Annotated in this window: 11 protein-coding genes, 1 tRNA gene and 1 pseudogene; 6 read left to right on the top strand and 7 right to left on the bottom strand. The window is 72.6% G+C overall.

Going from position 1 to position 22,117, the window contains the following annotated elements; genetic code table 11:
• The first annotated feature begins 3 nt into the window (after positions 1 to 3).
• Positions 4 to 819: a hemerythrin domain-containing protein gene (locus AB0N14_RS23085; protein ID WP_366027589.1), complete on the top strand. Its 816-nt coding sequence runs from the start codon at positions 4 to 6 to the stop codon at positions 817 to 819.
• Between the two features lie 5 nt (positions 820 to 824).
• The gene (fdh, locus tag AB0N14_RS23080; protein ID WP_366027588.1) at positions 825 to 4,085 is read left to right on the top strand and encodes a formate dehydrogenase; all 3,261 of its coding nucleotides are present in this window, start codon (positions 825 to 827) and stop codon (positions 4,083 to 4,085) included.
• Between the two features lie 16 nt (positions 4,086 to 4,101).
• Here fdh and selD read toward each other — a convergent pair whose 3' ends face one another.
• Complete coding sequence (selD, locus tag AB0N14_RS23075; protein WP_366027587.1) at positions 4,102 to 5,109, bottom strand: selenide, water dikinase SelD; 1,008 nt, start codon at positions 5,107 to 5,109, stop codon at positions 4,102 to 4,104.
• Between the two features lie 34 nt (positions 5,110 to 5,143).
• Between selD and AB0N14_RS23070 the strand changes: the two genes are divergently transcribed.
• Positions 5,144 to 5,237, top strand: a tRNA-Sec gene (locus AB0N14_RS23070).
• An 82-nt stretch (positions 5,238 to 5,319) separates the two neighbouring features.
• On the opposite strand, the pseudogene AB0N14_RS23065 reads toward AB0N14_RS23070, so the two are convergent.
• Both AB0N14_RS23065 and selA read right to left on the bottom strand, forming a co-directional pair.
• A pseudogene (locus AB0N14_RS23065) lies at positions 5,320 to 7,020 on the bottom strand (GTP-binding protein); the annotation flags it as partial.
• 5 nt (positions 7,021 to 7,025) lie between these two features.
• Entirely contained in the window at positions 7,026 to 8,408 is a 1,383-nt protein-coding gene (gene selA, locus AB0N14_RS23060) for an L-seryl-tRNA(Sec) selenium transferase (RefSeq protein WP_366027586.1), read from the bottom strand.
• A gap of 161 nt (positions 8,409 to 8,569) precedes the next feature.
• Here selA and AB0N14_RS23055 point away from each other — a divergent pair, with 161 nt between their 5' ends.
• The 3 genes from AB0N14_RS23055 (at position 8,570) to AB0N14_RS23045 (ending at position 12,659) form a co-directional block, all read left to right on the top strand.
• Positions 8,570 to 8,788 carry a hypothetical protein gene (locus AB0N14_RS23055; protein ID WP_366027585.1) on the top strand — a complete coding sequence of 73 codons (219 nt, stop codon included), beginning with the start codon at positions 8,570 to 8,572 and terminating at the stop codon, positions 8,786 to 8,788.
• 129 nt (positions 8,789 to 8,917) lie between these two features.
• On the top strand, positions 8,918 to 11,641 hold the full coding sequence (locus AB0N14_RS23050) for a SpoIIE family protein phosphatase (RefSeq protein WP_366027584.1): 2,724 nt from the start codon (positions 8,918 to 8,920) through the stop codon (positions 11,639 to 11,641).
• 97 nt (positions 11,642 to 11,738) lie between these two features.
• Positions 11,739 to 12,659, top strand: coding sequence for an MBL fold metallo-hydrolase (locus AB0N14_RS23045; RefSeq protein WP_366027583.1), 921 nt, complete (start codon positions 11,739 to 11,741; stop codon positions 12,657 to 12,659).
• A 13-nt stretch (positions 12,660 to 12,672) separates the two neighbouring features.
• Here the strand turns inward: AB0N14_RS23045 and AB0N14_RS23040 are convergent, their stop codons facing one another.
• From AB0N14_RS23040 to AB0N14_RS23025, 4 genes are all read right to left on the bottom strand, one after another.
• Positions 12,673 to 13,575: a DMT family transporter gene (locus tag AB0N14_RS23040; protein ID WP_366027582.1), complete on the bottom strand. Its 903-nt coding sequence runs from the start codon at positions 13,573 to 13,575 to the stop codon at positions 12,673 to 12,675.
• Positions 13,576 to 13,856: 281 nt separating this feature from the next.
• Complete coding sequence (locus AB0N14_RS23035; protein ID WP_366027660.1) at positions 13,857 to 15,986, bottom strand: RICIN domain-containing protein; 2,130 nt, start codon at positions 15,984 to 15,986, stop codon at positions 13,857 to 13,859.
• A 485-nt stretch (positions 15,987 to 16,471) separates the two neighbouring features.
• The gene (locus AB0N14_RS23030; RefSeq protein WP_366027581.1) at positions 16,472 to 17,851 is read right to left on the bottom strand and encodes a M1 family metallopeptidase; all 1,380 of its coding nucleotides are present in this window, start codon (positions 17,849 to 17,851) and stop codon (positions 16,472 to 16,474) included.
• Between the two features lie 68 nt (positions 17,852 to 17,919).
• On the bottom strand, positions 17,920 to 21,804 hold the full coding sequence (locus AB0N14_RS23025; protein ID WP_366027580.1) for a Pls/PosA family non-ribosomal peptide synthetase: 3,885 nt from the start codon (positions 21,802 to 21,804) through the stop codon (positions 17,920 to 17,922).
• Positions 21,805 to 22,117: the final 313 nt, after the last annotated feature.

The following is a 22,117-nucleotide window of genomic DNA, read 5'->3' as shown; positions in this document are numbered from 1 at the left end:
GTCATGCCCAGTCGGAGCCAGGTGTTGGACCTGCTCTCGGACGGCCTCGACTACGAGGAGGCCGGCCGGCGGCTCGGCATACCCGCGGGGCAGGCCTTCCTGATCGCGACGGGGCTGCCCGCGGACGGCGGCGACACCCTCACCACCGCGGAGCAGCACCGTCCGGGCATGCCCCGGGAGTCCACCCAGCACCTGTCCAACCCGCCGTCCGAGAACCCCACCGGCAAGGACGCTGTACGCCGGTGGGTCAAGCACCGCGCCGCCGCGGACCGCCAGATGCGGCGGGCCGCCGAGCAGCGGGATCTCCGCCCGGAGGGCGCGCGGGCCCCCGGTGACGTGCACGAGCTGACCACGGTGCTGACGCGCGACCACGACCGGGTGACGGCCCTGCTGAAGCAGGTGCAGGCTCTGCCGGGCACCAAGAAGGGCGGCTCGAAGGCCCAGCGGTCGCGCAGGGGGTCCCTCGTCGGCCTGATCGCCGAGGCGTTGCAGAGTCATGAGCCGGCCGAGCAGCGCCACCTCTGGCCGGCCGTACGGGACGCGCTCGACGACGGGGACCATCTGGCGGATCAGGGACTCCGGCAGGAGCGGGAGGGCACCGGCACCCTCGCGGCCCTGAGCGAGGCTTCCCCGGACACCGAGGAGTTCGATGACCTGGTCGAGCAACTCGTGGACCGACTGCGCCGGCACGTGGCGTTCGAGGATGCCGTGTTCGCCCGCCTGCGGGAGAATCTGCCGCAGGAGGAGCGGGAACGTCTGGGGTCCGGTGTCGTACGCGCCTGGGAGGCCGCACGACGAGGAACCGAGCGGGAGGAGTAGCAGACATGGGCGTACGCACATGGATCGACTCCTGGCCGGCCTACCGCCAGCTCAAGGGCACCGACCCGCTGGGCCGCGGGGCCGCCGCCAAGAGCGGGACCAGCGCGCGGCTCACGCCCCGGGTCGCCACCGCCGACCGGGTGGTCAAGTCGGTCTGCCCGTACTGCGCCGTGGGCTGCGCCCAGAACGTCTACGTCGAGGACGAGCGGGTCACGCAGATCGAGGGTGACCCCGACTCCCCCATCTCCCGCGGCCGTCTGTGCCCCAAGGGCGCGGCGAGCCTGCAGCTGACCACCGGCGAGGCGCGCGAGCACTACGTCCTGTACCGGCGCCCGTACGGCACCGAGTGGGAGCGTCTCGACCTCGACACGGCGATGGACATGATCGCCGACCGGGTGATCGCGGCGCGCCGGGCCGGCTGGCAGTGGGAGGTCGACGGGACCCGCACCCGGCGCACGCTCGGCATCGCGAGCCTCGGCGGGGCAACCCTCGACAACGAAGAGAACTACCTGATCAAGAAGCTGTTCACCGCCCTGGGAGCCATTCAGATCGAGAACCAGGCGCGTGTTTGACACTCCTCCACCGTTCCCAGTCTGGGAACCTCGTTCGGCCGCGGCGGCGCGACCACCTTCCAGCAGGACCTTCAGAACTCCGACTGCATCGTCATCCAGGGCTCGAACATGGCCGAGTGCCATCCGGTCGGGTTCCAGTGGGTGATGGAGGCCAAGGCCCGCGGAGCGAAGGTGATCCACGTCGACCCTCGGTTCACCCGCACCAGCGCGCTGGCCGACCTGCATGTGCCGCTGCGCGCGGGCTCGGACATCGCCTTCCTCGGCGGGATCGTCAACTACGTTCTGAACAACGAGAAGTACTTCCGCGACTACATCCTGGCGTACACCAACGCGCCGATGGTGCTGCGGGAGGACTTCCGGGACACCGAGGACCTCGACGGCGTCTTCTCGGGTCTGGACGCCGACAGCCGCAGCTACGACAACAGCAGCTGGCAGTACGAGGGCACGGAGATCCAGGCGGCGTCGGGCGAACGTGACCAGGAGTACCAGGAGCGCACGCGTGGCGGCCGCTCGGTGTCGGAGGCGGCGCGCGGTGAGGCCCACGGTTCGGGCGGTGCAGCGATCCCGGAGGGCGAGCCCGAGCGTGACGAGACACTGACCCACCCGCGCTGTGTCTTCCAAGTGCTCAAGCGCCACTACGCCCGCTACACACCGGAGATGGTCGAGCGGATCTGCGGAGTGCCGCAGGACCTGTTCCGCCAGGTGTGCGAACTCGTGACGGAGAACTCCGGACGCGAGCGGACCACCGCCCTCGCCTACGCGGTCGGCTGGACGCAACACACCGTCGGTGTCCAGTACATCCGCGCGGCCGCCGTGCTGCAGAGCCTGCTCGGCAACATCGGCCGTCCGGGCGGAGGCATCCTCGCCCTGCGCGGACACGCCTCCATCCAGGGTTCGACCGACATCCCCACCCTGTTCAACCTGCTGCCCGGCTACATCGCGATGCCGCACGCGCACCACAACCAGGACCTCGACGCCTTCATCGAGGCGGAGGCGGCGCACAAGGGCTACTGGGGCAACATGCGCTCGTACCTGGTGAGCCTGCTCAAGGCGTACTGGGGCGACGCCGCGACGCCCGACAACGACTTCTGCTTCGACTACCTGCCGCGCCTGACGGGCTCCCACTCGACCTACGAGACGGTGATGGCCCAGCTGGAGGGAACCTGCAAGGGCTACTTCCTGATGGGCGAGAACCCGGCGGTCGGCTCGGCCAACTCCAAGATGCAGCGGCTGGGCATGGCCAACCTCGACTGGCTCGTCGTACGCGACTTCTCCCTCATCGAGTCGGCCACCTGGTGGAAGGACGGCCCCGAGATCGAGACGGGCGAGATGCGCACGGAGGACATCCGCACCGAGGTGTTCTTCCTGCCGGCCGCCGCGCACACCGAGAAGGACGGCACGTTCACCAACACCCAGCGTCTGCTGCAGTGGCACCACCAGGCCGTCGAGCCGCCCGGCGAGGCGCGCAGCGACCTGTGGTTCACCTACCACCTCGGCCGCGTCATCCGGGAGAAGCTCGCCGGGTCGGCCGACGGGATGGACCGCCCGGTGCTGGACCTGACCTGGGACTACCCCACCAAGGGCGAGAACGCCGAACCGGAGGCGGAGGCGGTCCTCGCGGAGATCAACGGCTACGACGCCGAGGGCAACCCGCTGGCCTCCTACGAGCAACTCAACGACGACGGCTCCACCGCCTGCGGCTGCTGGATCTACTGCGGGGTCTACGCCGACGGCGTGAACCAGGCGGCCCGCCGCAAGCCGGGCAAGCAGCAGAACTGGGTGGCGAACGAGTGGGGCTGGGCGTGGCCGGCCAACCGCCGCATCCTGTACAACCGCGCCTCCGCGGACCCGGACGGCAGGCCGTGGAGCGAGCGCAAGGCACTGGTGTGGTGGGACGAGGACAAGGCACTGTGGGTGGGCCACGACATCCCCGACTTCGCAAACAACAAGTCCCCTCATCACCAGCCCCCGCCGGACGCCAGGGGCGCCGAGGCGCTGTCGGGCACCGACGCGTTCATCATGCAGGCCGACGGCAAGGCCTGGCTGTTCGTGCCCTCCGGGCTCACCGACGGGCCGCTTCCCACGCACTACGAGCCGCAGGATTCCCCCTTCACCAACCTGCTGTACGCCCAGCAGCGCAATCCCGTACGGCAGTTGCTGCCGACGCATCCGGACAACCGCTACCAGCCCAGCGGCGACGAGCCGGGCACGGAGGTGTTCCCGTACGTCGCCACCACCTACCGGCTCACCGAGCACCACACCGCGGGCGGGATGTCCCGCTGGCAGCCCTACCTGGCCGAGTTGCAGCCGGAGTTCTTCTGCGAGGTGTCACCCGAACTCGCCGCCGAGCGCGGCCTGGAACACACCGGCTGGGCGACGATCGTCAGCGCCCGGAACGTCATCGAGGCGCGGGTGCTGGTGACCGACCGGGTGCCGCCGCTGACCGTGCACGGCCGCACCCTGCACCAGGTCGGTCTGCCCTACCACTGGGGGCCGAACGGCTACACCACGGGCGACGCGGCCAACGAGCTGGTGCACATGTCCCTCGACCCCAACACCCATATCCAGGAGACGAAGGCGTTCGCCGTCGACATCCGGCCCGGCCGCCGTCCCAGGGGCCCGGCGGCCGTCGAGCTGGTGCGCGCCTACCGGGCCCGGGCCGGCATCGACGACCACACCGGTACGGAGGTCTGAGCGACCGTCGCGGAGTTCACTTCAGTACCACCGAGTGCGAGCCGCGCGGCACGAGTTCCCCGATCACCGGCGCGCCGGGTACCTCCCCGGCGACGAGCAGGCCGCCGGAGGTCTGCGCGTCGGCCAGCAGCAGGCGGGTGTCGGCGTCCGTGTCCCCGAAGTCGGTGTGCGGGGTGACCCATTCGAGGTTGCGCCGGGTGCCGCCGCTGACGTAACCGTCCCGTACGGCTTCCCGGGCGCCGTCCAGGTAGGGCACGGCGGCGGTGTCGACCACGGCGGTGACACCGGAGGCGCGGGCCAGCTTGTGCAGATGGCCGAGGAAGCCGAAGCCGGTGACGTCCGTGGCACAGGTGACTCCGGCGGCGAGGGCGGCCTGGGACGCGTCCCGGTTGAGGGCGGCCATCGTGGCGACGGCCTGCTCGAACCGTTCGCCGGTGGCCTTGTGCCGGTTGTTGAGCACACCGATGCCCAGGGGCTTGGTCAGCGACAGCGGCAGTCCGGGCCGGCCGGCGTCGTTGCGCAGCAGCCGCTCGGGGTCGGCGACACCGGTGACGGCCATGCCGTACTTCGGTTCCGGGTCGTCCACGCTGTGCCCGCCGCCTAGGTGGCAGCCCGCCTCGGTGGCGACGTCCAGTCCACCGCGCAGCACCTCGCGGGCCAGGTCGAACGGGAGCCGGTCGCGCGGCCAGGCCAGGAGGTTCACGGCCAGCACGGGCCGGCCGCCCATCGCGTACACGTCGGACAGGGCGTTGGCGGCGGCGATGCGCCCCCAGTCGTAGGGGTCGTCCACGACCGGGGTGAAGAAGTCGGCCGTGCAGACGATCGCCGTCCCCCGGTGGGTGACCACGGCCGCGTCGTCGCCGGTGGCGAGGCCGACCAGCAGCGGGGTCTCGCCCCCGGCGAGCGGTGGCACGGTCAGCCCCGCCACCACCTCCTCCAGTTCTCCGGGCGGGATCTTGCAGGCGCAGCCGCCGCCATGGGCGAACTGCGTGAGGCGGACGGTATCTTGGCGGGTCGGTGTCATACCTGTCTCCTGGGGCACTAGCCTGGTGAGCGGTGGAGGCGTGTGGGTGCCTGGTGGCCCTCCCGGTCTTCAAAACCGAGGTGTCCGAGGATCTCGGGCAGGCGGGTTCGATTCCCGTCCGCCTCCGCTGCCCGGCTCGGGCCGGCAGCGCCGGCGCTGGTCGTCCACCCGCTCGGTGTGTCCCTGCGCGTCCAGCAGTTCCAGGAGCGGCACGGCCACCCTGCGCGTGGTGTCCAGGGCGCGGCGGGCCTCGCTGAGTGTGAACGGCTGGGGCAGCCGGCGCAGGACCTCGGCGGCCCGGGCGTCCGCTCCCGGCAGCAGCACGATGCCGTCGGCCACCGCCAGCAGCGCGCCCGCCGAGACCGCCGCGGCCACCGCCTTGCGGGTCAGCCCGAGTTCCCTCAGGCGGTCGGCGTCCGGTGCGCGGAACGGCGCCTGCGTCAGCTCGCGTCGTACGGCCTCGACGGCGGCCCGGAGGGGCGGCGGCAGTGTCGGCCGGAGGCTGCCGGGACCGTACAACCGGCCTTGCCGGCGCAGCAGTCGGGGCCGGCCCGGTGTCTCGGCGAGCGCGTCCACCAACGTCCGGTCGGGCAGGCCCAGCAGGCGCCGCGCCGCTTCGGCCGGCAGGCCCGGTTCCAGCGGGTGCTCCTCGGCGTACCGCTTCACCTCGGCGGCCAGGCGCTCCCGCAGAGCCGCCCAGTGGGTATCGTCGACCAGCCACTCCCCGGCGACGGGCGCGGTGGGCGGCGGCACCCCCATCGCCAGCAGCTCCGAGCGGCGGACGAGCCGTCGGCGCCGCAGCTCCGCGGCACCGTCCGGGCGGCCGGTCATGGCCGCCAGTTCCGCCGCCCTGGAACGTCCCGCGCCCCGCCGGGCCAGTCGCGGCGGGCGTACGTCGAGCACGGTCACCCCGCACGGCATGCGCTGCCCGCCCGGCTCCCGCAGCACGGCCCGGTCCCCGACACGCAGAGGCAGGGCCCGGTTGAGGGTGAGCCGTGCGGTGTCCTCCCCCAGTGGGCGGACCGTCGCCGGGACGGCGGCCGTACCGATGTGGAGGGTGACCGTGCGAGGCAGGTCGGCGACCGGTTCGCCGGTGACACGCACGTCCACGAGGTCGGTGAGCAGCCAGCGGTCCGGCGTCAGCAGCACCTGCCCCCGCCGCAGGGCACCGTCCACGGAGCCGTGCACGTTGACCGCCACCCGTGCCACACCGCTGACGGCGGACCGTTCCTCGTGCAGGCACTGCAGCCCGCGCACCTTCAGCGGGGTCGAGCCGTCGCCCGTCACCAGCCGGTCACCGGCGCGCAGGGTGCCCGCGGCGAGCGTGCCGGTCACCACGGTGCCGTGACCGCGTACGGTGAAGGCGCGGTCCAGCCACAGCCGCACGTCCGCGTCCGCGGGCGGCACCGGCAGCGATCGTGCCAAACGGGCCAGCTCCGCGCGCAGTTCGTCCAGTCCGGCGCCGGTCACCGCGCTGACCGCCACGGACGGCACCGTGCCGAGCGAGGTGGCGGCCAGGCGCTCCACGGCGTCGGCGCGCACGGGCTCGGGGTCCGCCAGGTCGCTGCGGGTCACCGCGAGCACGGCGTGCCGTACCCCGAGCGCGTCGAGGATCGCCAGGTGTTCCTCGGACTGGGGTTGCCAGCCCTGGTCGGCGGCCACGACGAACAGCACGGCGGGCACGGCTCCGACCCCGGCCAGCATGGTGGCGACGAACCGCTCGTGTCCCGGCACGTCCACGAAGGCCAGATGCTCCCCGTCCGCCCCCAGCCGGGTCCACACGAAACCGAGGTCGAGGGTGAGCCCCCTGCGCCGCTCCTCCTCGAAACGGTCGGGTTCCATCCCGGTCAGCGCCCGCACCAGAGCGGACTTGCCGTGGTCGACGTGCCCGGCGGTGGCCAGCACCCGCATGGCCCCTACCTCCCCGCCGCCGACCGCACGGCCCCGGCCAGCCGCTCGTCGTCCTCCGGGGGCACGGCCCGCAGGTCGAGCAGACAGCGCCCCGCCTCCAGACGCCCGACGACGGGGACGGCGCCGGTGCGCAGCGCGGCGGCGTAGGGCTCGGGCAGGGACAGGGCTGCGCTGGGCAGCGTCACCCCGGGCGCGCCGCCGCCTCCCACGGTCGCCGCGCTGTCGACGGCGTGTACATCGATGCCGTCGGCGCTCAGCGCCGCGGCGAGGTCCTCGGCGCGGACCATCAGCTGTTCGGGGTCGGCGGCCAGGGCGGCGGCGGTCGGGGTCCGCGGGCCGGTGAGCGTGACCTCCAGGGCGGCCAGGGTCAGCTTGTCCACGCGCAGGGCGCGGGCCAGGGGGTGCCGGGAGACGGTGCGGACCAACTCCCCGTCGCCGAGGAGCAGTCCGCACTGCGGGCCGCCGAGCAGTTTGTCGCCGCTCGCGGTGACAAGTGAGGCGCCTGACCGCAACTGGGTCTCGGCGTCGGGTTCCTCGGGCAGCAGCGGGTGGGGGGCGAGCAGCCCGGAGCCGATGTCGGAGACCACCGGGACGCCCAGCGGCGCCAGTTCACCGACATCGGCGGCACGGGTGAAACCGGTGACGCGGAAGTTGGAGGGGTGCACCTTCAGCACGAACCCCGTCTGAGGTCCGATCGCGGCGGCGTAGTCCGCGGCGGTCGTGCGGTTGGTGGTGCCGACCTCGCGGAGCCGGGCCCCGGTGGAGACCAGAAGGTCCGGGAGCCGGAAGCCGTCGCCGATCTCCACCATCTCCCCCCGGCTGATGACGATCTCCTTGCCGGCGGCGAGCGCGGTCGCGACCAGGACGAGCGCGGCGGCTCCGTTGTTGACGACGTGCGCCGCGGCGGCGGAGGGCACCCGGTCGCACAGCGCCTTCAGAGCCGTGCGCCCGCGGCGGGCCCGGACACCGGTGTGCAGGTCCAGTTCGACGTCCGTGGGCCCGGCGGCCTCCAGCACCGCCTGCCGGGCCGCGGCCGACAGGGACGCCCGGCCGAGGTTGGTGTGCAGGACCACGCCGGTGGCGTTGATCACCGGGCGCAGACCGCCGGCGGTGCCCGGGAGCAGGGCGAGGGCCGCGTCCCGCACCCGCTCCGGCGCGATACTGCCGTCGCGTGCCTGCTCCTGCGCCTGCCGCACGGCCGCCTTCACCACGCGGGGCCCCAGCCGGCCCACCGCCTCCGCCAGGCGTGGATCGCTCAGCAGGGTGTCGGTGCGGGGAATGCGCCGTCGCGTGTGGACGGCGCCGCCTGGGCAGGGCGCGTGTCCGACGCCGGACGCGACCGCCCCGGTCCCGTCACCGACTCCCTCCGGTGTGACCCCCTGCTCCATGCGGCCCCTGCCTCTCCGGCCCCGGCCTGGCTGTCCGAGGAAGACCCATCGTCTCCCAGTGCCCCCGTCCGCCCGCTCGACACGCCGGGGCGGCAGAGTCCGGGGCTGTGCGCGGAGGAGCTCGGCATGCGGGCCCGGCCCCCGGGGGCGAGGCTGGTGCCATGGCCGAGCGTCGAGTGATCGTGTACCCGCCGAGCGAGGGCGGCGGCCGGCGCGTGCGCGCGGACGGTGAGATCCTCGGCACCGCCTATTCGCTGCATGACTTGACGGTCTTCCTGCAGCACGCCGGGCTGGAGGGTGTGGACGAGGTGGACGTGGCCGACTCGGCCCTGATCGAGTGGCACGGCGGTGGCCCCGAGGTGTGGGAGAGGGAACGCTGACGGCTTCAGATCGGTCGGTCCTGGTGCGCACAGCGGTGCTATGAAGGGAACATGAGGGTACGTTTCGGACGAGATCGGACCCAGGCGCGGCCCCCGCCCACCGGACGCGCGCGTGAGCGTCGGGGTTCCGTGCTGAACCCTCACAGCGCGGCCGGGCAGGTGTTCCTGCTTCAGATCGTGATCGTGGTGCTGCTGGTCCTGGCCGCGGTGGCGAGCGTGATACTCCAGGCGGCGCGGGACGCGCTGCAGCAGGGGCGCCGCGTGTCGGTCGTCGCGGCCCAGTCGTTCGCGAACGCGCCCGGAGTGGCCGAGGCGCTGCGCAGCCGGGACCCGTCGGCGGTCCTGCAGCCGCGGGCCGAAGCGGCGCGCAAGAAGGCGAGCGTGGACTTCGTGGTCGTCACGGACACGAAGGGAATTCGTTATACGTACCCCTACCCGAAGGAGATCGGGAAGAGGTTCGTCGGCGACATCAAGCCGGCGCTGCAAGGCCGTACCGTCATCGAGCAGGCCGGTGGGCCGCCCCTTCCCGCCGGCAAGGGCACGGCCGTGCAGGCGGTGGTCCCGGTGCACGACTCGCGCGGCACGGTCGTCGGCCTGGTTTCGGCGGGGATCACGGTCAAGAACGTGTCGCGCCTGTGGATGCCACAGCTGCCGATCATCCTCGGTACCGGCGCGGCGGCGCTGGCACTGGCCGCGACCGGGACCACGCTGGCGTCCCGGCGGCTGCTGCGGCAGACGCGCGGCCTGGCCCCGATGGAACTGACGCGGCTGTACGAGCACCACGAGGCGGTGCTGCACGCGGTGCGGGAAGGGGTGCTCATCACCACCCCCGACGGGCGGCTGCTGCTGGCCAACGACGAGGCGAGGCGGCTGCTGGGCCTGCCGGCCGACGCGCAGGGGCGTCCGGTGCGGGAGCTGGGGCTGCCCGAGCAGATCACGCGGTTGCTGATCTCGCCGGACGCGGTGACCGACGAGGTGCACCTGGCGGAGGACCGGCTGCTGGCGGTGAACAAGCGGCCCACGTTCCCGCACGGTGGCCCGGGAGGCAGCGTGGTGACGCTGCGGGACACCACGGAGCTGGCGGCGGTCTCGGGACGGGCGGAGGTGGCGCGGGAGCGGCTGAAGCTCCTCTACGAGGCGGGGTTGCGGATCGGGACGACGCTCGATGTGGGGCGTACGGCGCAGGAGCTGGCGAACGTCACGGTGCCGCAGTTCGCGGACCTCGTCACCGTCGATCTGCTGGATGCCGTGCTGCGCGGCTGGGAGCCGACGGCGGAGGGATGGCGGCATCTGCGGCGTACGGCGATCAGCGGGGACCGGCAGGTGATGCCGGTGTATCCGGTGGGCGAGATGATCACGTTCTCGCCGGGAACCCCGCAGATGCAAGCGCTCCAGGAGGGCCGGGGGATGCTGGAGCCGGACCTGCGGCAGGCGCACGGCTGGCAGAAGCAGGATCCGGAACGCGCCCGCAAGGCGCTGGAACTCGGACTGCATTCGCTGGTGACCATGCCGTTGCGGGCTCGGAACGTGCCGCTCGGTGTGGCCAACTTCTACCGGACGACGGACTCCCCCGCGTTCGAGCCGGACGACCTGTACTTCGCGGAGGAGCTGGCCGCGCGGGCGGCGGTGGCCATCGACAACGCCCGGCGGTTCACGCGGGAGCACGAGATGGCGGTGACGTTGCAGCGCAGTCTGCTGCCGCGGGGGCAACCGGAGCAGGACGCGCTCGACGTGGCCTGGCGGTATCTGCCGGCTGCGACGGGGGTGGGCGGGGACTGGTTCGACGTCATCCCGCTGCCGGGCGCACGTGTGGCGCTGGCGATGGGCGACGTCGTCGGGCACGGACTGCACGCGGCGGCGACGATGGGGCGACTGCGCACCGCGGTGCGCAACTTCTCCACGCTGGACCTCCCCGTGGACGAGGTGCTCGGGAACCTGGACGACCTGGTCGCCCGCATGGACAACGAGGAGGACGCCGCCGAGGCCGCCGACGGCCACGAGGGCGAGGGGGTGACGGGAGCGACGTGTCTGTACGCGATCTACGACCCGGTGACGGGGGCGTGCACGATGGCCCGCGCCGGGCACCCCGAACCGGTGGTGGTGCGTCCGGACGGAACCGTCACCTGTCCCGGCGTACCGGCGTCGGCACCGCTCGGCCTGGGCGGCTACCCCTTCGAGACCGCCGAGCTGCGTTTGAGCGAGGGTTCCCAACTGGTGCTCTACACCGACGGTCTGGTGGAGGAACGCGCCCGTGACATCGACGTCGGCCTGGATCGGCTGCGCCGGGCGTTGGGCGCGGCCGGAAGGCGCAGTCCGGAGGAGGCGTGCCAGGCGGTGATCGATGCGGTGGGGCCCGCACGACCCGCCGACGACATCGCCCTGCTGGTGGCGCGGACCCGGCTGTTCCCGCGCTCGTGCGTGGCCGAGTGGGGCGTGCCGCCGGACCCGGCGGTCGTTCCCTCGGTCCGGACACGGTGCAGGGACAAGTTGCGGGAGTGGGGGCTGGAGGAGAGCGGGTTCACCACGGAGCTGATCATCAGCGAGTTGGTCACGAACGCGATCCGGCACGGGTCACCACCGGTGACCGTGCGGCTGCTGTACGGGCGCTGCCTGATCTGCGAGGTGGCGGACGGCAGCAGCACCTCGCCGCGGCTGCGGCGGGCGGCGACCACGGACGAGGGCGGGCGGGGGCTGTTCCTGGTGGCGCAGTTCGCCCAGCGGTGGGGGACGCGCTACACGGCCCAGGGCAAGGTGATCTGGGCGGAGCAGACCCTCCACGACGGCACGTCCGCCGCGACGGACCCCACGCCGGTCGACGTCCTCCTGGAACAGTTCGGCGATCCCGCCATGTGAGAGCGGATCCCGCCCCGGGCGCGCTTTGCCGACCGCAGTGGCACCGGGGCTGGCACCGGGGCTGGCACCGGGGCAGCACACGCCCGAGGATGGCCGGATGAGGACACCGATCAGCCGCCCCAGCCTGCGGCCCTACCTGCCGTATCTGCAGCGTGCCGCACTCCCGCACGACGGACTGACCGCCCAATTCCTCGGCACCAGCTCCGTCCTGCTGTCGGACGGTGAGACCCGTCTCCTCATGGACGGGTTCGTCACCCGGCCTCGCCTGCTGCGCGTGGCCATGGGCCGCATCGCGCCCGACCGCAGGCTGGTCCGCGCGGCCGTCGAGCGACTGGGCGTGGACACCCTCGCCGCCGTGGTGTGCGCGCATTCCCACTACGACCACGCCCTCGACGCCCCGCTGTGGGCGCTGGAAACCGGCGCCGAGCTGGTCGGGTCGCGGTCCACCGCGAACGTCGGGCGCGGTCAGGGGGTCCCCGCACGATCGGTGCGGGTCGTCGAGGACGGAGACACCCTCACCTACGGCGGCTTCGACCTGACCTTCCTGACCTCCCTGCACAGCCCCGGCGACCACTACCCGGGCAGCATCGACCGGCCCCTCGTCCCGCCGGCCCGCGCCCGGGCCTGGAAGACCGGCACCGTCTACTCCGTGCTGGTCGCGCATCCCCGCGGCCGTCTGCTGCTGCACGCCAGCGCCAACCACCGGCCCGGCGCCCTGCGCGGCCACCGGGCCGACGTCGTCTACCTGGGCATCGGGAACCTGGGCAAGCAGCCCGCCGCGTTCCTCCGGGCGTACTGGGAGGAGGTCGTCACCGCCACCGGAGCACGGCGCGTCGTCCTCGTCCACTGGGACGACTTCTTCACCGGTCTGGGGCGCCCGTTGCGCCCGCTGCCCTACCTGTTCGACGACCTCGACACGACCATGAGCCGACTGCTGCCCCTGGCGCGCCGTGACGGCGTCGACGTCGTCCTGCCCGCCGCCTGGCAGCCGAGCGACCCCTTCGCCGGCCTCGGGTGAGACCTCGGGGACGCTATTCCGTCTCCGCGTCGGCCCCGCCGCAGGGCTGCCCCTCTTCTCCGCGACCGGTCCGGCCGGCGAGCAGCGGGGAGCGGGTGAGCAGCGTCACGGCGACGGCCACGACGGCTGCTCCCACGACCGACAAGATGGTGTAGACGCCGCCCCGAACCGCTTCGCCGAAGACGAAGACGCCCCACAGGATCGCGACGACCGGGTCGGACATCGTCAGCCCGGGCTGGCTGGCGAGCAGTCGGCCGGCGTGCATCGCGGACTGCAGCAGGAACATCGCGCCGGCGCCCGCCACGATCATGGCGTAGAGCTGCCAGCTGGTGAACAGCGCGCCGATGCCGTGGGTGAACGCCTCCGTCATGCCCTTGATCAGCGCGGCGGTGAACCCGAAAGCGCACCCGGTCGCCACGCCCAGGAGGGCCGCCTTGCGGGCCCCGGGATCGGCGAGACGGGCCCACACCACCATGGCGGCGACCAGGAGCACATTCACTCCCGAGGCGAACGCCCACCTCAGAGCGGTGGCGTGTGCGGCCGAACCCTGCGAGGGGGACAGGGCGAACAGCAGTCCCGCCAGGCCGGCGGCCATCATCACCGAGGCGCCCCATTCCCGGACGCCCAGTCGGCTCCTGAACACCAGCGATGCCAGCAGCAGGGTGGCGGGCAGTTCCAGGACCAGCACCGGCTGCACCAGCGAGATCTGGCCGTTGCCCAGCGCCGCGGCCTGGAGCAGGAATCCGGCGATGATCGAGAGGACGCCGGCGAACCACACCGGCCGGTGCAGCAGGTGCCGTACGAGCCGCCAGCTCAGGCTCTCGCTCTCCGGGCGGTCCCGTGCCGCCTTGCGCTGCAGCACGGAGGCCAGGGCGTTCGCGATCGCCGCCAGGACGGCGAGCAGCACGCTCAGCACGGCGCGCCGCCCCCTGGTGCCACCGCCCCCGCAGCGACGATCATGTCTCCTCCACACCAGGCCGGCAGGGCCGCGGGCGCCCCACGCACTCAAGTCCACGGCGTCGAGCGGTGACCCGCAACCGCGGGGCCGCCGTCCGGGACGCGCGGCCCGGTGATCGGCGACCGGCCGCGTCGTCAATCGGCCGCCTTCAAGCCGCCCGGTACGCCCGGAGACGGCAGCGGTGCCTCCCGCCGCACTCTCACGACGGGAGGCACCGCTGCCGTACGGTCAGGACAGGCTCACGGATAGGCGACCAGATCGGCCACGTTGGTGCTGGAGTTGGACGGCCCGCCACGGTCGTTGACGATGTGGCGGATGGTTCCGGTGCCGCCGAGGGAGACGGTCACCATGTCCCGGAAGCGGACGTTCGCGTTGTTCGGCGCCTCGATGGCGTGCTCCGCGGTCACGCTCGGGTTGGCGTTGAAGTAGCAGTAGCTGCCGAGACCGTACGCCTGGTGGCTGGTCACCGAGTCGGCGACCTTGTAGGCCGCGTAGCCCTGTGTCGCACCGTTCATCCAGGCGGCCTGGCTGGGCGGGTCGTAGGGCATCTCGTTCTGGAAGAAGTACGTCCGGCCACCGTTGCCGTTCCAGATCGTCTGGTACTTCTGGTAGTGCTCGACGAACAGGCCGTACATGGTGACGTTGTCACCGTTGACGACGAGACCGGTGTCCGCGGTGTTGCTGGTCCAGCCGACGCCGCTGCCGTGGTCGGCACGCCAGAGCCACATGTGGTCGCCGATGACGTCGTCGCTGTTGACCACGAGGCTGGTGGTGGCCCTGCCGACGGCCGCGCCGCCGATCCGGAAGTAGACGTCGTGCAGGGACGTCGGGTCGGTTGCGTGAGAGGCGGCGGATCCCGTCGGCCCGACCTCCAGCAGCGTCCGCGAGGTGGTCGTTCCCGCGTCGAAGAGCAGGCCGGCGATCCTGACGCCGTCCACGTCCGCGACGGTCATGGCGGTGATGCCGTTGTCCGGCACGAAGGTGGCGAGGCCCAGTCCGAGGACGACCGTGTCGGGGCGGGTCACCTTCAGCGTCTGGTCGAGGTGGTAGACGCCGGGGGTGACCAGGAGGTTCTTGCCGGCTGCCAGCGCCTCGTTGATCTGTGCGGCGGTCGCCCCGGGCTTCACGACGAAGAACTGGTCCAGGGACAGCGAGGTTCCCGAGGCGCTGCCGCTCGCCCAGCTGGTCCCCGTGGAGTTGGTGCGCAGGGACGGCAGGAACACCCGGTAGGCGCCGGAGGCGTCCACGTACAGGAACGGCTTCTCACGGCTGACCGGGCTCCGGTCCACCGTGGTGTACGGGGGGTTGGGGAAGCTGGTGGCCGGCACGCCCTGGCTGCCGACGAAGACCATGTTCCAGTTGGAGCCGGTCCAGCTCCCGAGCTGCGAGTCGCGGGTCAGCCACTGCTGCTGGCTCCCGGAGCGCACCTGCCCGTCGATCTTGCTGTCGGCGATGAGGCCGCCGCTGGACCAACCGCCGTCGTCCAGCTGGAGGTTACCCCGCAGGTGCATCCGCCGGTACGGCGCGGCCTGGGAGACCGCCCACCGGTCCGTGCCGCCGGCCGGGTTGACCGAGAGGTTCTCCGCGCCGCGCCAGAAGTTCTGGGTGGCGTTGCCCTGGAACCAGTCGGCCTCGGCGTGCACTGCGCCGTTGACGGTGACGGCGTCGGGTGACAGGCCGAGCCCCAGAACCTGGGTGTAGAAGCCGACGTTGACGTCGTTGCTGTACGTGCCCGGCTTGAACAGCACGGCGTAGCGCTGGGAGCCGAACTGGTTGGTCTCCTGCTGCTTGAAGATCGAGTCGAGTCTGCTCTGGATGGCCGACGACGACATGGAGGGGTCGAAGACGGCGACGTTGGGGCCGAGGTCCACGTCGCTCGGCGAGGTGGAGACCGGCGTCACCTGGAAGCGTTGGGCCGCGGTGCCATTGCACGTGTACTGCTGCAGCTGGACGCTGTCCGCGGTCGACGCGGAGGGGACGTCCAGGCACTTGCCGCTGTGCCGGTTGACGAAGTGGTAGGCGCCCGCGCCCTCGTCGACGGCCTGCCACTGCTGGTTGTCACCGCCGCCGTACGTCCACAGCTGCACCAGGGCGTTGTCGGCGGTGGACACGTCGGTCACGTCCAGGACCTGGTTGGCGTCGTTGCGGTTGTTGACGCGCACGTAGCCGTCACTGGTGGGAGTGAAACTCCACTGCTGGGCGCCGGTGTTGTTGCAGCTGTACTGCTGGACCGCGGTGCCGTTGGCGGTTCCGGCCCCCCGGGCGTCCAGGCATTTGCCGCTGCCGGCGTTCACGACGGTCGCCCAGCCGGTCGGCAGGGCCGCCGCCTGCGCGGCAGCGGCTCGCGAAGGTGCCGCCCGGGTGGACATGGCGGTGACCGCCTGCGCGGGCAGGGCGGTGAGCAGGGACGCGGCCGATGCCGCGACCAGGGCGGCCGCCGCCCAGGGGCGGACGGCGGGAGCGGTTCTGCGGCGGTGCGTTCGGGTGGTGCGCAAGAGGCTGAACACGGGTCCTCCTGTGCCGACTACGCGGCTGATGGTGGGGGGCGTCCGGCCGTGCGGAGTACGGCCTTTCGGAGGTGGTGGACACGGGGCGGAGTACGAGGCCGCGCTTGCGCGACACCGAGCCGCGTCCCCGAAGCACCACCCTGCGTTCACAAGGCTGAAAGTCGAGCGCATTCGTGGAACGGTGAGCGGTCAGTGAATCTAAAGGTCCGTACCAGGAGCGTCAAGAGATGAAGCAGGAAAGGTCACGAACGCCGGTCGAGCGGAAAGGAGTTGAACGCGGGGGCAACGGTTCCGCCGTCCCGGACCTCGTCCGCCTCGACGGCTGAAGGACCGGCGGCCGCCCTGCGTCAGACGGAGCCGGCGTTGCTCGGCGGGTAGGACGGACGCATCGGCACCCGGTGTTCGGGGATCGGCAGCGGCGGCAGCGCCGTCTCCTCCACCCACGCCTGGAACAGGTCGTCCAGGGGCCGGGACGCGAACCGTGCGGCGTGGGCGGTGAAGGCGCCGGTCGTCACGGTCCCGCCCCGGTGCACGCCCGCCCAGCCGCGCAGCATCCGGAAGAATGCCTCGTCGCCCAGCGCACACCGCACCGCGTGCAGCACCAGGCCGCCGCGTTCGTAGAGGCGGTCGTCGAACATCCGCTTGCGGCCCGGGTCGGCGAGTCGCAGGTCCTGCGGCAGCGAGGACAGCTTCCGGTGCGCCGTCGCGGCCAATCGATCGGCCGCGGGTCCCCCGGACCGCTCCGACCAGAGCCATTCCGCGTACTTCGCGAAGCCCTCGTTGAGCCAGATGTGCCGCCAGTCGGCGACGGTCACGCTGTTGCCGAACCACTGGTGCGCCAGCTCGTGCGCCACCAGCCGCTCGGAACCGCGGGCGCCGTCCACGTGGTTGGCGCCGAACAGTGACAACCCCTGCGCCTCGACGGGGACGTCGAGTTCCTCCTCGGTCACCACCACGGCGTACTCGCCGAACGGGTAGGGACCGAACAGCTCCTGGAACAGGGTCATCATGGCCGGCTGGCGCGCGAAGTCCCGGGAGAACCGCGGGAGCAGCGGCGCGGGGATGTGCGCGTGCTGCGGCACACCGTCCTCGCCCGGATCGCCGAGCAGCACGGTCTGGTACCTGCCGATCGACAGCCCGACGAGATAGCTGGAGGTCGGCGCGGGCTGGTCGTACACCCAGGTCGTCGTCGACGCCTTCGTCGTGCGGGTCAGCAGGCGCCCGCCCGTCACCACCGAGTACGCCGACGGCGTGGTGACCGAGATCTGGTAGGACGCCTTGTCCGCCGGGCGGTCGTTGCACGGATACCACGAGGGCGCCCCGACCGGCTGGCTCGCCACCAGCGCCCCGTCCTGCAGCTCCTCCCAGCCGACGCCGCCCCAGGGGGTGTTGACGGGCTTCGGATTGCCGGACCAGTGCACCTCGACGGTGAACGCGGCACCCGCCCGGACGGGTTTGGAAGGGCGGACGCGCAGCCGGCCGCCACGGTGCGTGTAGTGCGCCGCCCGGCCGTCGACCTTGACCCGGCCGACGCGGAAGTCGGCCAGGTTGAGCTGGAACTCGGTGAGCGGGGCCGGGCCCGCTATGGCGTTCAGACGCGCCGCACCGGCGAGCCGGTTGGGGCCGGGGCGGTAGTCCAGCGTGAGCTCGTAGCGGTGGACCCGGTAGCGGGGGTCGCCGTTGTCGGGGAAGTACGGGTCTGCTTCCGCCTTCTGCTGAGGGCTCACTGGTGCGTCTGCTCCCTGCGCTGTGCTCGTACGTCGTGCCGGTGCCCCGTCCCCCGGCCCGATACGGGTCACGTCGCTCGTTTCCGGGGACGCCATGCCTCGATCGGGTTGCCCAGCCAGCGGGTGTCGTCGGGCACGGACTCCGCCGCCATCACCAGGGAGGCGGGACCCAGTGTGGTACGGGCCCCGACCGTGCTGCCGGGCAGGACGATTCCGCCAGGACCCAGCGTGGCGCCCTCACGGAGGACCACAGTATCCGTCCGCAAGATCCGGTCGTGGAAGAGGTGGGTCTGCAGGACGCATCCCCGGTTGACCGTGGCCCCGTCCCCCAGCGTCACCAGGTCCGTCTCGGGCAGCCAGTAGCTCTCCACCCACACGCCCCGGCCGATCCGGGCGCCGAGCCCGCGCAGCCACAGCGTCGTCAACGGCGTGCCCGGTACCGATCCGGCGAGCCACGGCACGGTCACGACCTCGACGAAGGTGTCCGCCAGCTCGTTGCGCCAGACGAAGGAGCTCCACAGCGGGTGCTCCCCGGCCCGATGGCGACCCACGAGCAGCCACTTCGCCACGACGGACACGGCACCGGCCACCAGCCCGGCGCACAGCAGCACCGCCCCGCACAGCGGCCAGGCCCAGCCGCCCAGCGCGCTGAGCGCCGCGGCCGTCAGCACGGCGAGCCCCGCCGAGCAGAACACGGGCACGATCCGGCACAGCTCCACCAGCCCGCGCGCCCACAGCAGCCGGGCCGGCGGTTCGTAGGTGCGGCTCCGGTCGCCGTCGGGCACCGCGCGCGGCAGCTTCACCGGCGGCAGGCCCAGGTAGGAGCTGCCCTTCTTGGCCTTCTTCGGCGTCGCCGACAGCACACCGACCAGCCCGCCGTCCGGCACGCTGCGGCCCGGTGCGGTCATCCCGGAGTTCCCGAGGAACGCCCGCCGCCCGATCTCCGCGCGCCCGATCCTCACCCAGCCACCGCCCAGCTCGTACGGCGCGGTCAGCGTGTCGTCCGCGAGGAACGCCCCGTCGCCGACCGTGGTCAGGCTCGGCAGCGCCAGGACGGTCGAGACCTCGGCGCCCCGCCCGATCCGCATCCCGAGCAGCCGCAGCCACACCGGAGTGACCAGCCCGGCGTACAGCGGGAAGAGCATCTCGCGCGAGCGGTCCATCAGCTGGGTGACCGTCCAGGCCTGCCAGCCGGTCCGGCTGTGCGTGGGATGTGTACCCTCGCGCAGCCCGAGACTCGTCAACCGTACGGCGACCAGAAGCGACAGCGCGTACGTCAGACCGAAGGCGAGCGTCGCCGGCACCAGTGCCACGGCGGCGCCCCGCAGGGCCGCGCCGAGACCGGCGGCCGGGTCGACGAAGACATGCGCCACCAGGAGCGCGGCCAGCCCCGCCGGCACCGGCAGGGCCGTCAACGCGAAGCCGGTGACGCCGTACACCGCCCGCCACCCCCTACCGCGGTGCGGCCGCTCCTTGGGCCAGTTGTGCTTGGCCCTGCCGAGCTTGACGGCGGGCGCGCCCGCCCAGCGCTGACCGGTCGGGATCTGCCCGACGACGGCCGACCCGGGCGCGACCTCGGCGCGCTTGCCGACGCGCGCGCCCGGGAAGAGCATGCTGCGCGTGCCGACCACGGCGTGCGCCCCCACCTTGACCGGGCCGATCTCCAGCACGTCGCCGTCCAGCCAGTGGCCCGCCAGATCCACCTCGGACTCGACGGCGGCGCCCCGGCCCAGCTTGAGCATGCCGGTCACCGGTGGCAGCGAATGCAGGTCCACGTCCGCACCGACCTTGGCTCCCAGGGCCCGGGCGTACCGCTCCAGCCACGAGCCCGTCAGCGACGTCGCCCCGCTGAACTCGGCGAGCCGTTCGGCGGCCCACAGCCGCAGGTGCATTCCGCCGCCGCGGGCGTACCGGCCGGGCTCGACACCCCGCAGCAGCAGCCGGGCCCCGCCCGCGGCGATCGCGAGCCGCCCCGGCGGGCTGAAGAACAGCAGCGCCCCGGCCGCCACGGCCCACCAGGAGGTGGTCGGCGCCCACGGATACGGGCCGAACCAGTGCAGGACGTTGCCGAGGGCCGCCAGCGCCACGGTCCAGCGCAGCCCCAGCACGGTGAACAGGGGAATCAGCAGGAGCAGTTGGAGTGCCCCGGCCCGCGCGGGCACGGGAGCGATCACGCGCTGCGCCCCGTCGTCCTGTGCCGACTCCTCCAGGTGGCGGGCCAGTTCGCGCAGCCTTGGCTGCTGGTAGATGTCGAGGACGGCCGCGCTGGGATAGCGGGTGCGCAGCCGGGTGGTGAGCTGGGCGGCGGCCAGGCTGCCCCCGCCGATCGCGAAGAAGTCGTCGGATGCGTCGGTCACCGGGATGCCGAGGACCTCGGTCCACTGCTCGGCGAGCCAGGCCTCCGTGCCGTACAGCTGGGCGGCGGGGCCTTCCACGCCCTCCAGCGGCCAGGGCAGCGCGTTGCGGTCGACCTTGCCGGAGGTGCGGGTCGGCAGGTCGTCGACCGGTGCGAGCAACGGGACGAGCGCGGCGGGCAGTTCGGCCCGCAGCCTCTCGACGGCCGCCGGGTGGTCCCAGCCCTCCTGGGTGACGACGTAGCCGACGAGGAGTTGGTTGCCGCTGCGCGCGGTCCGTACGGCCGCGGCGGCGCCGGCCACCCCGGGCAGGGCCTGCAACGCCGCGTCCACCTCGCCGAGTTCGATCCGCCGCCCGCCGAGCTTGATCTGCTCGTCGGCGCGCCCGAGGAAGATCAGACCCTCCGGCTCGGCCCGGACGAGGTCCCCGCTGCGGTAGGCGCGTTCCCAGCCGAGGGAGACGAGAGGCGCGTACTTCTCGGCGTCCTTCTCGGCGTCGAGGTACCGCGCGAGGCCGACGCCGCCGATCACCAACTGGCCGCTCTCCCCCATCGCCACCGGCAGTCCGGCGTCGTCCACGACGGCCAGTTCCCAGCCGTTCAGGGGCAGTCCGATCCGGATCGGCTCGTCGCCGGTGAGCAGCGAGGCACAGGCCACCACGGTCGCCTCGGTCGGCCCGTAGGTGTTCCAGACCTCGCGTCCCTCGGTGACCAGCCGCTGTGCCAGTTCGGGCGGGCAGGCCTCACCGCCGAAGATAAGCAGGCGGACGTCGTTCAGGGCCTCCGGCTCCCAGAGCGCGGCCAGGGTCGGCACCGTGGAGACGACGGTGATCTCCTGCTCGACCAGCCAGGGGCCGAGGTCCGCGCCGCTGCGCACCTGCGCGCGCGGTACGGGCACCAGACAGGCCCCGTAGCGCCAGGCAAGCCACATCTCCTCGCAGGAGGCGTCGAAGGCCACGGACAGGCCCGCCATGACCCGGTCGCCGGGCCCGATCGGTTCCTTCGTCAGGAAGAGGTCGGCCTCGGCGTCCACGAACGCGGCGGCACTGCGGTGACTGACGGCGACGCCCTTGGGTTTCCCGGTCGAGCCCGAGGTGAAGATGATCCAGGCGTCGTGCTCGACGCCGGGGCGGGCGGCGGGGACGTCGGACGTGCCGCTGACGGTGATCCGGTGCCCGGCGCCCACGACAGCGCGCACCTGCGCCTCGCCGAACACCAACTCGGCCCGCTCGTCCGGGTCCTCCGCGTCCACGGGCACGTAGGCGGCACCCGCGGCGAGCACGGCGAGGATCGCCACGTACAGGTCGTCGGTGCCGGACGGGACGCGCACGCCGACCCGGTCGCCGAGGCCGACCCCCGCGTCCGCGAGGCGCCGCCGGAGGTTGTCGACCTCGACGGCGAGGGCGCGGTAGGTCAGGCAACGGCGGCCGTCGTCGAGGGCCGGCTCGTCGGGGTACGCGCGTACGGAGGCGTCGAGGATGTCCATGAGCGTCCGCGGCGCGGCGGCGGGGGTTGCGGGGAAGCGGGCGCGGTCGCCGAACCGGGCGTGCATCTCGTCGTCGGACGGGGCGACTGCGGGGCCTTGCCGGAGGGCTGCCATCGGGTCCTCACGTGTCGTTCCCGGAGTGCTCCGGGCGCTGGTGGGCCCGCAGGGATGCCTGGGATCTTCCGGTCCAGCTCCAAACAAGCGGTCAACTTTAGTATGTGACCGCTGAGACCAGGACGTTCCGCTGTGCGGCGGGCCGGCCGGAGCCGCTCGGAATCAGTCATTCCGGTGCGCTGACGTGGGGATGTGTCATCGTGACGAGATATCCCCCACATCTGTCCGTGACCGGGCTGAGGACCGCGAGGACCGCGACCGCGCGGTCCTCGCGGTCCTCGCTCACCCGTACGTCCGAGGGGATTTGACGTGG

This window comes from Streptomyces sp. NPDC051104, from assembly GCF_040682835.1.
In the GTDB taxonomy this organism is placed as follows: domain Bacteria; phylum Actinomycetota; class Actinomycetes; order Streptomycetales; family Streptomycetaceae; genus Streptomyces; species Streptomyces cynarae.
This window is presented reverse-complemented; position numbering and strand designations above follow the sequence as displayed.

Excerpts from the sequence above, each read along its gene's own strand:
- AB0N14_RS23035 (WP_366027660.1), bottom strand. The coding sequence starts at position 15,986 with ATGTCCACCCGGGCGGCACCTTCGCGAGCCGCTGCCGCGCAGGCGGCG.
- AB0N14_RS23045 (WP_366027583.1), top strand. The coding sequence starts at position 11,739 with ATGAGGACACCGATCAGCCGCCCCAGCCTGCGGCCCTACCTGCCGTAT.
- AB0N14_RS23085 (WP_366027589.1), top strand. The coding sequence starts at position 4 with ATGCCCAGTCGGAGCCAGGTGTTGGACCTGCTCTCGGACGGCCTCGAC.
- selA (WP_366027586.1), bottom strand. The coding sequence starts at position 8,408 with ATGGAGCAGGGGGTCACACCGGAGGGAGTCGGTGACGGGACCGGGGCG.
- AB0N14_RS23025 (WP_366027580.1), bottom strand. The coding sequence starts at position 21,804 with ATGGCAGCCCTCCGGCAAGGCCCCGCAGTCGCCCCGTCCGACGACGAG.
- AB0N14_RS23055 (WP_366027585.1), top strand. The coding sequence starts at position 8,570 with ATGGCCGAGCGTCGAGTGATCGTGTACCCGCCGAGCGAGGGCGGCGGC.
- selD (WP_366027587.1), bottom strand. The coding sequence starts at position 5,109 with ATGACACCGACCCGCCAAGATACCGTCCGCCTCACGCAGTTCGCCCAT.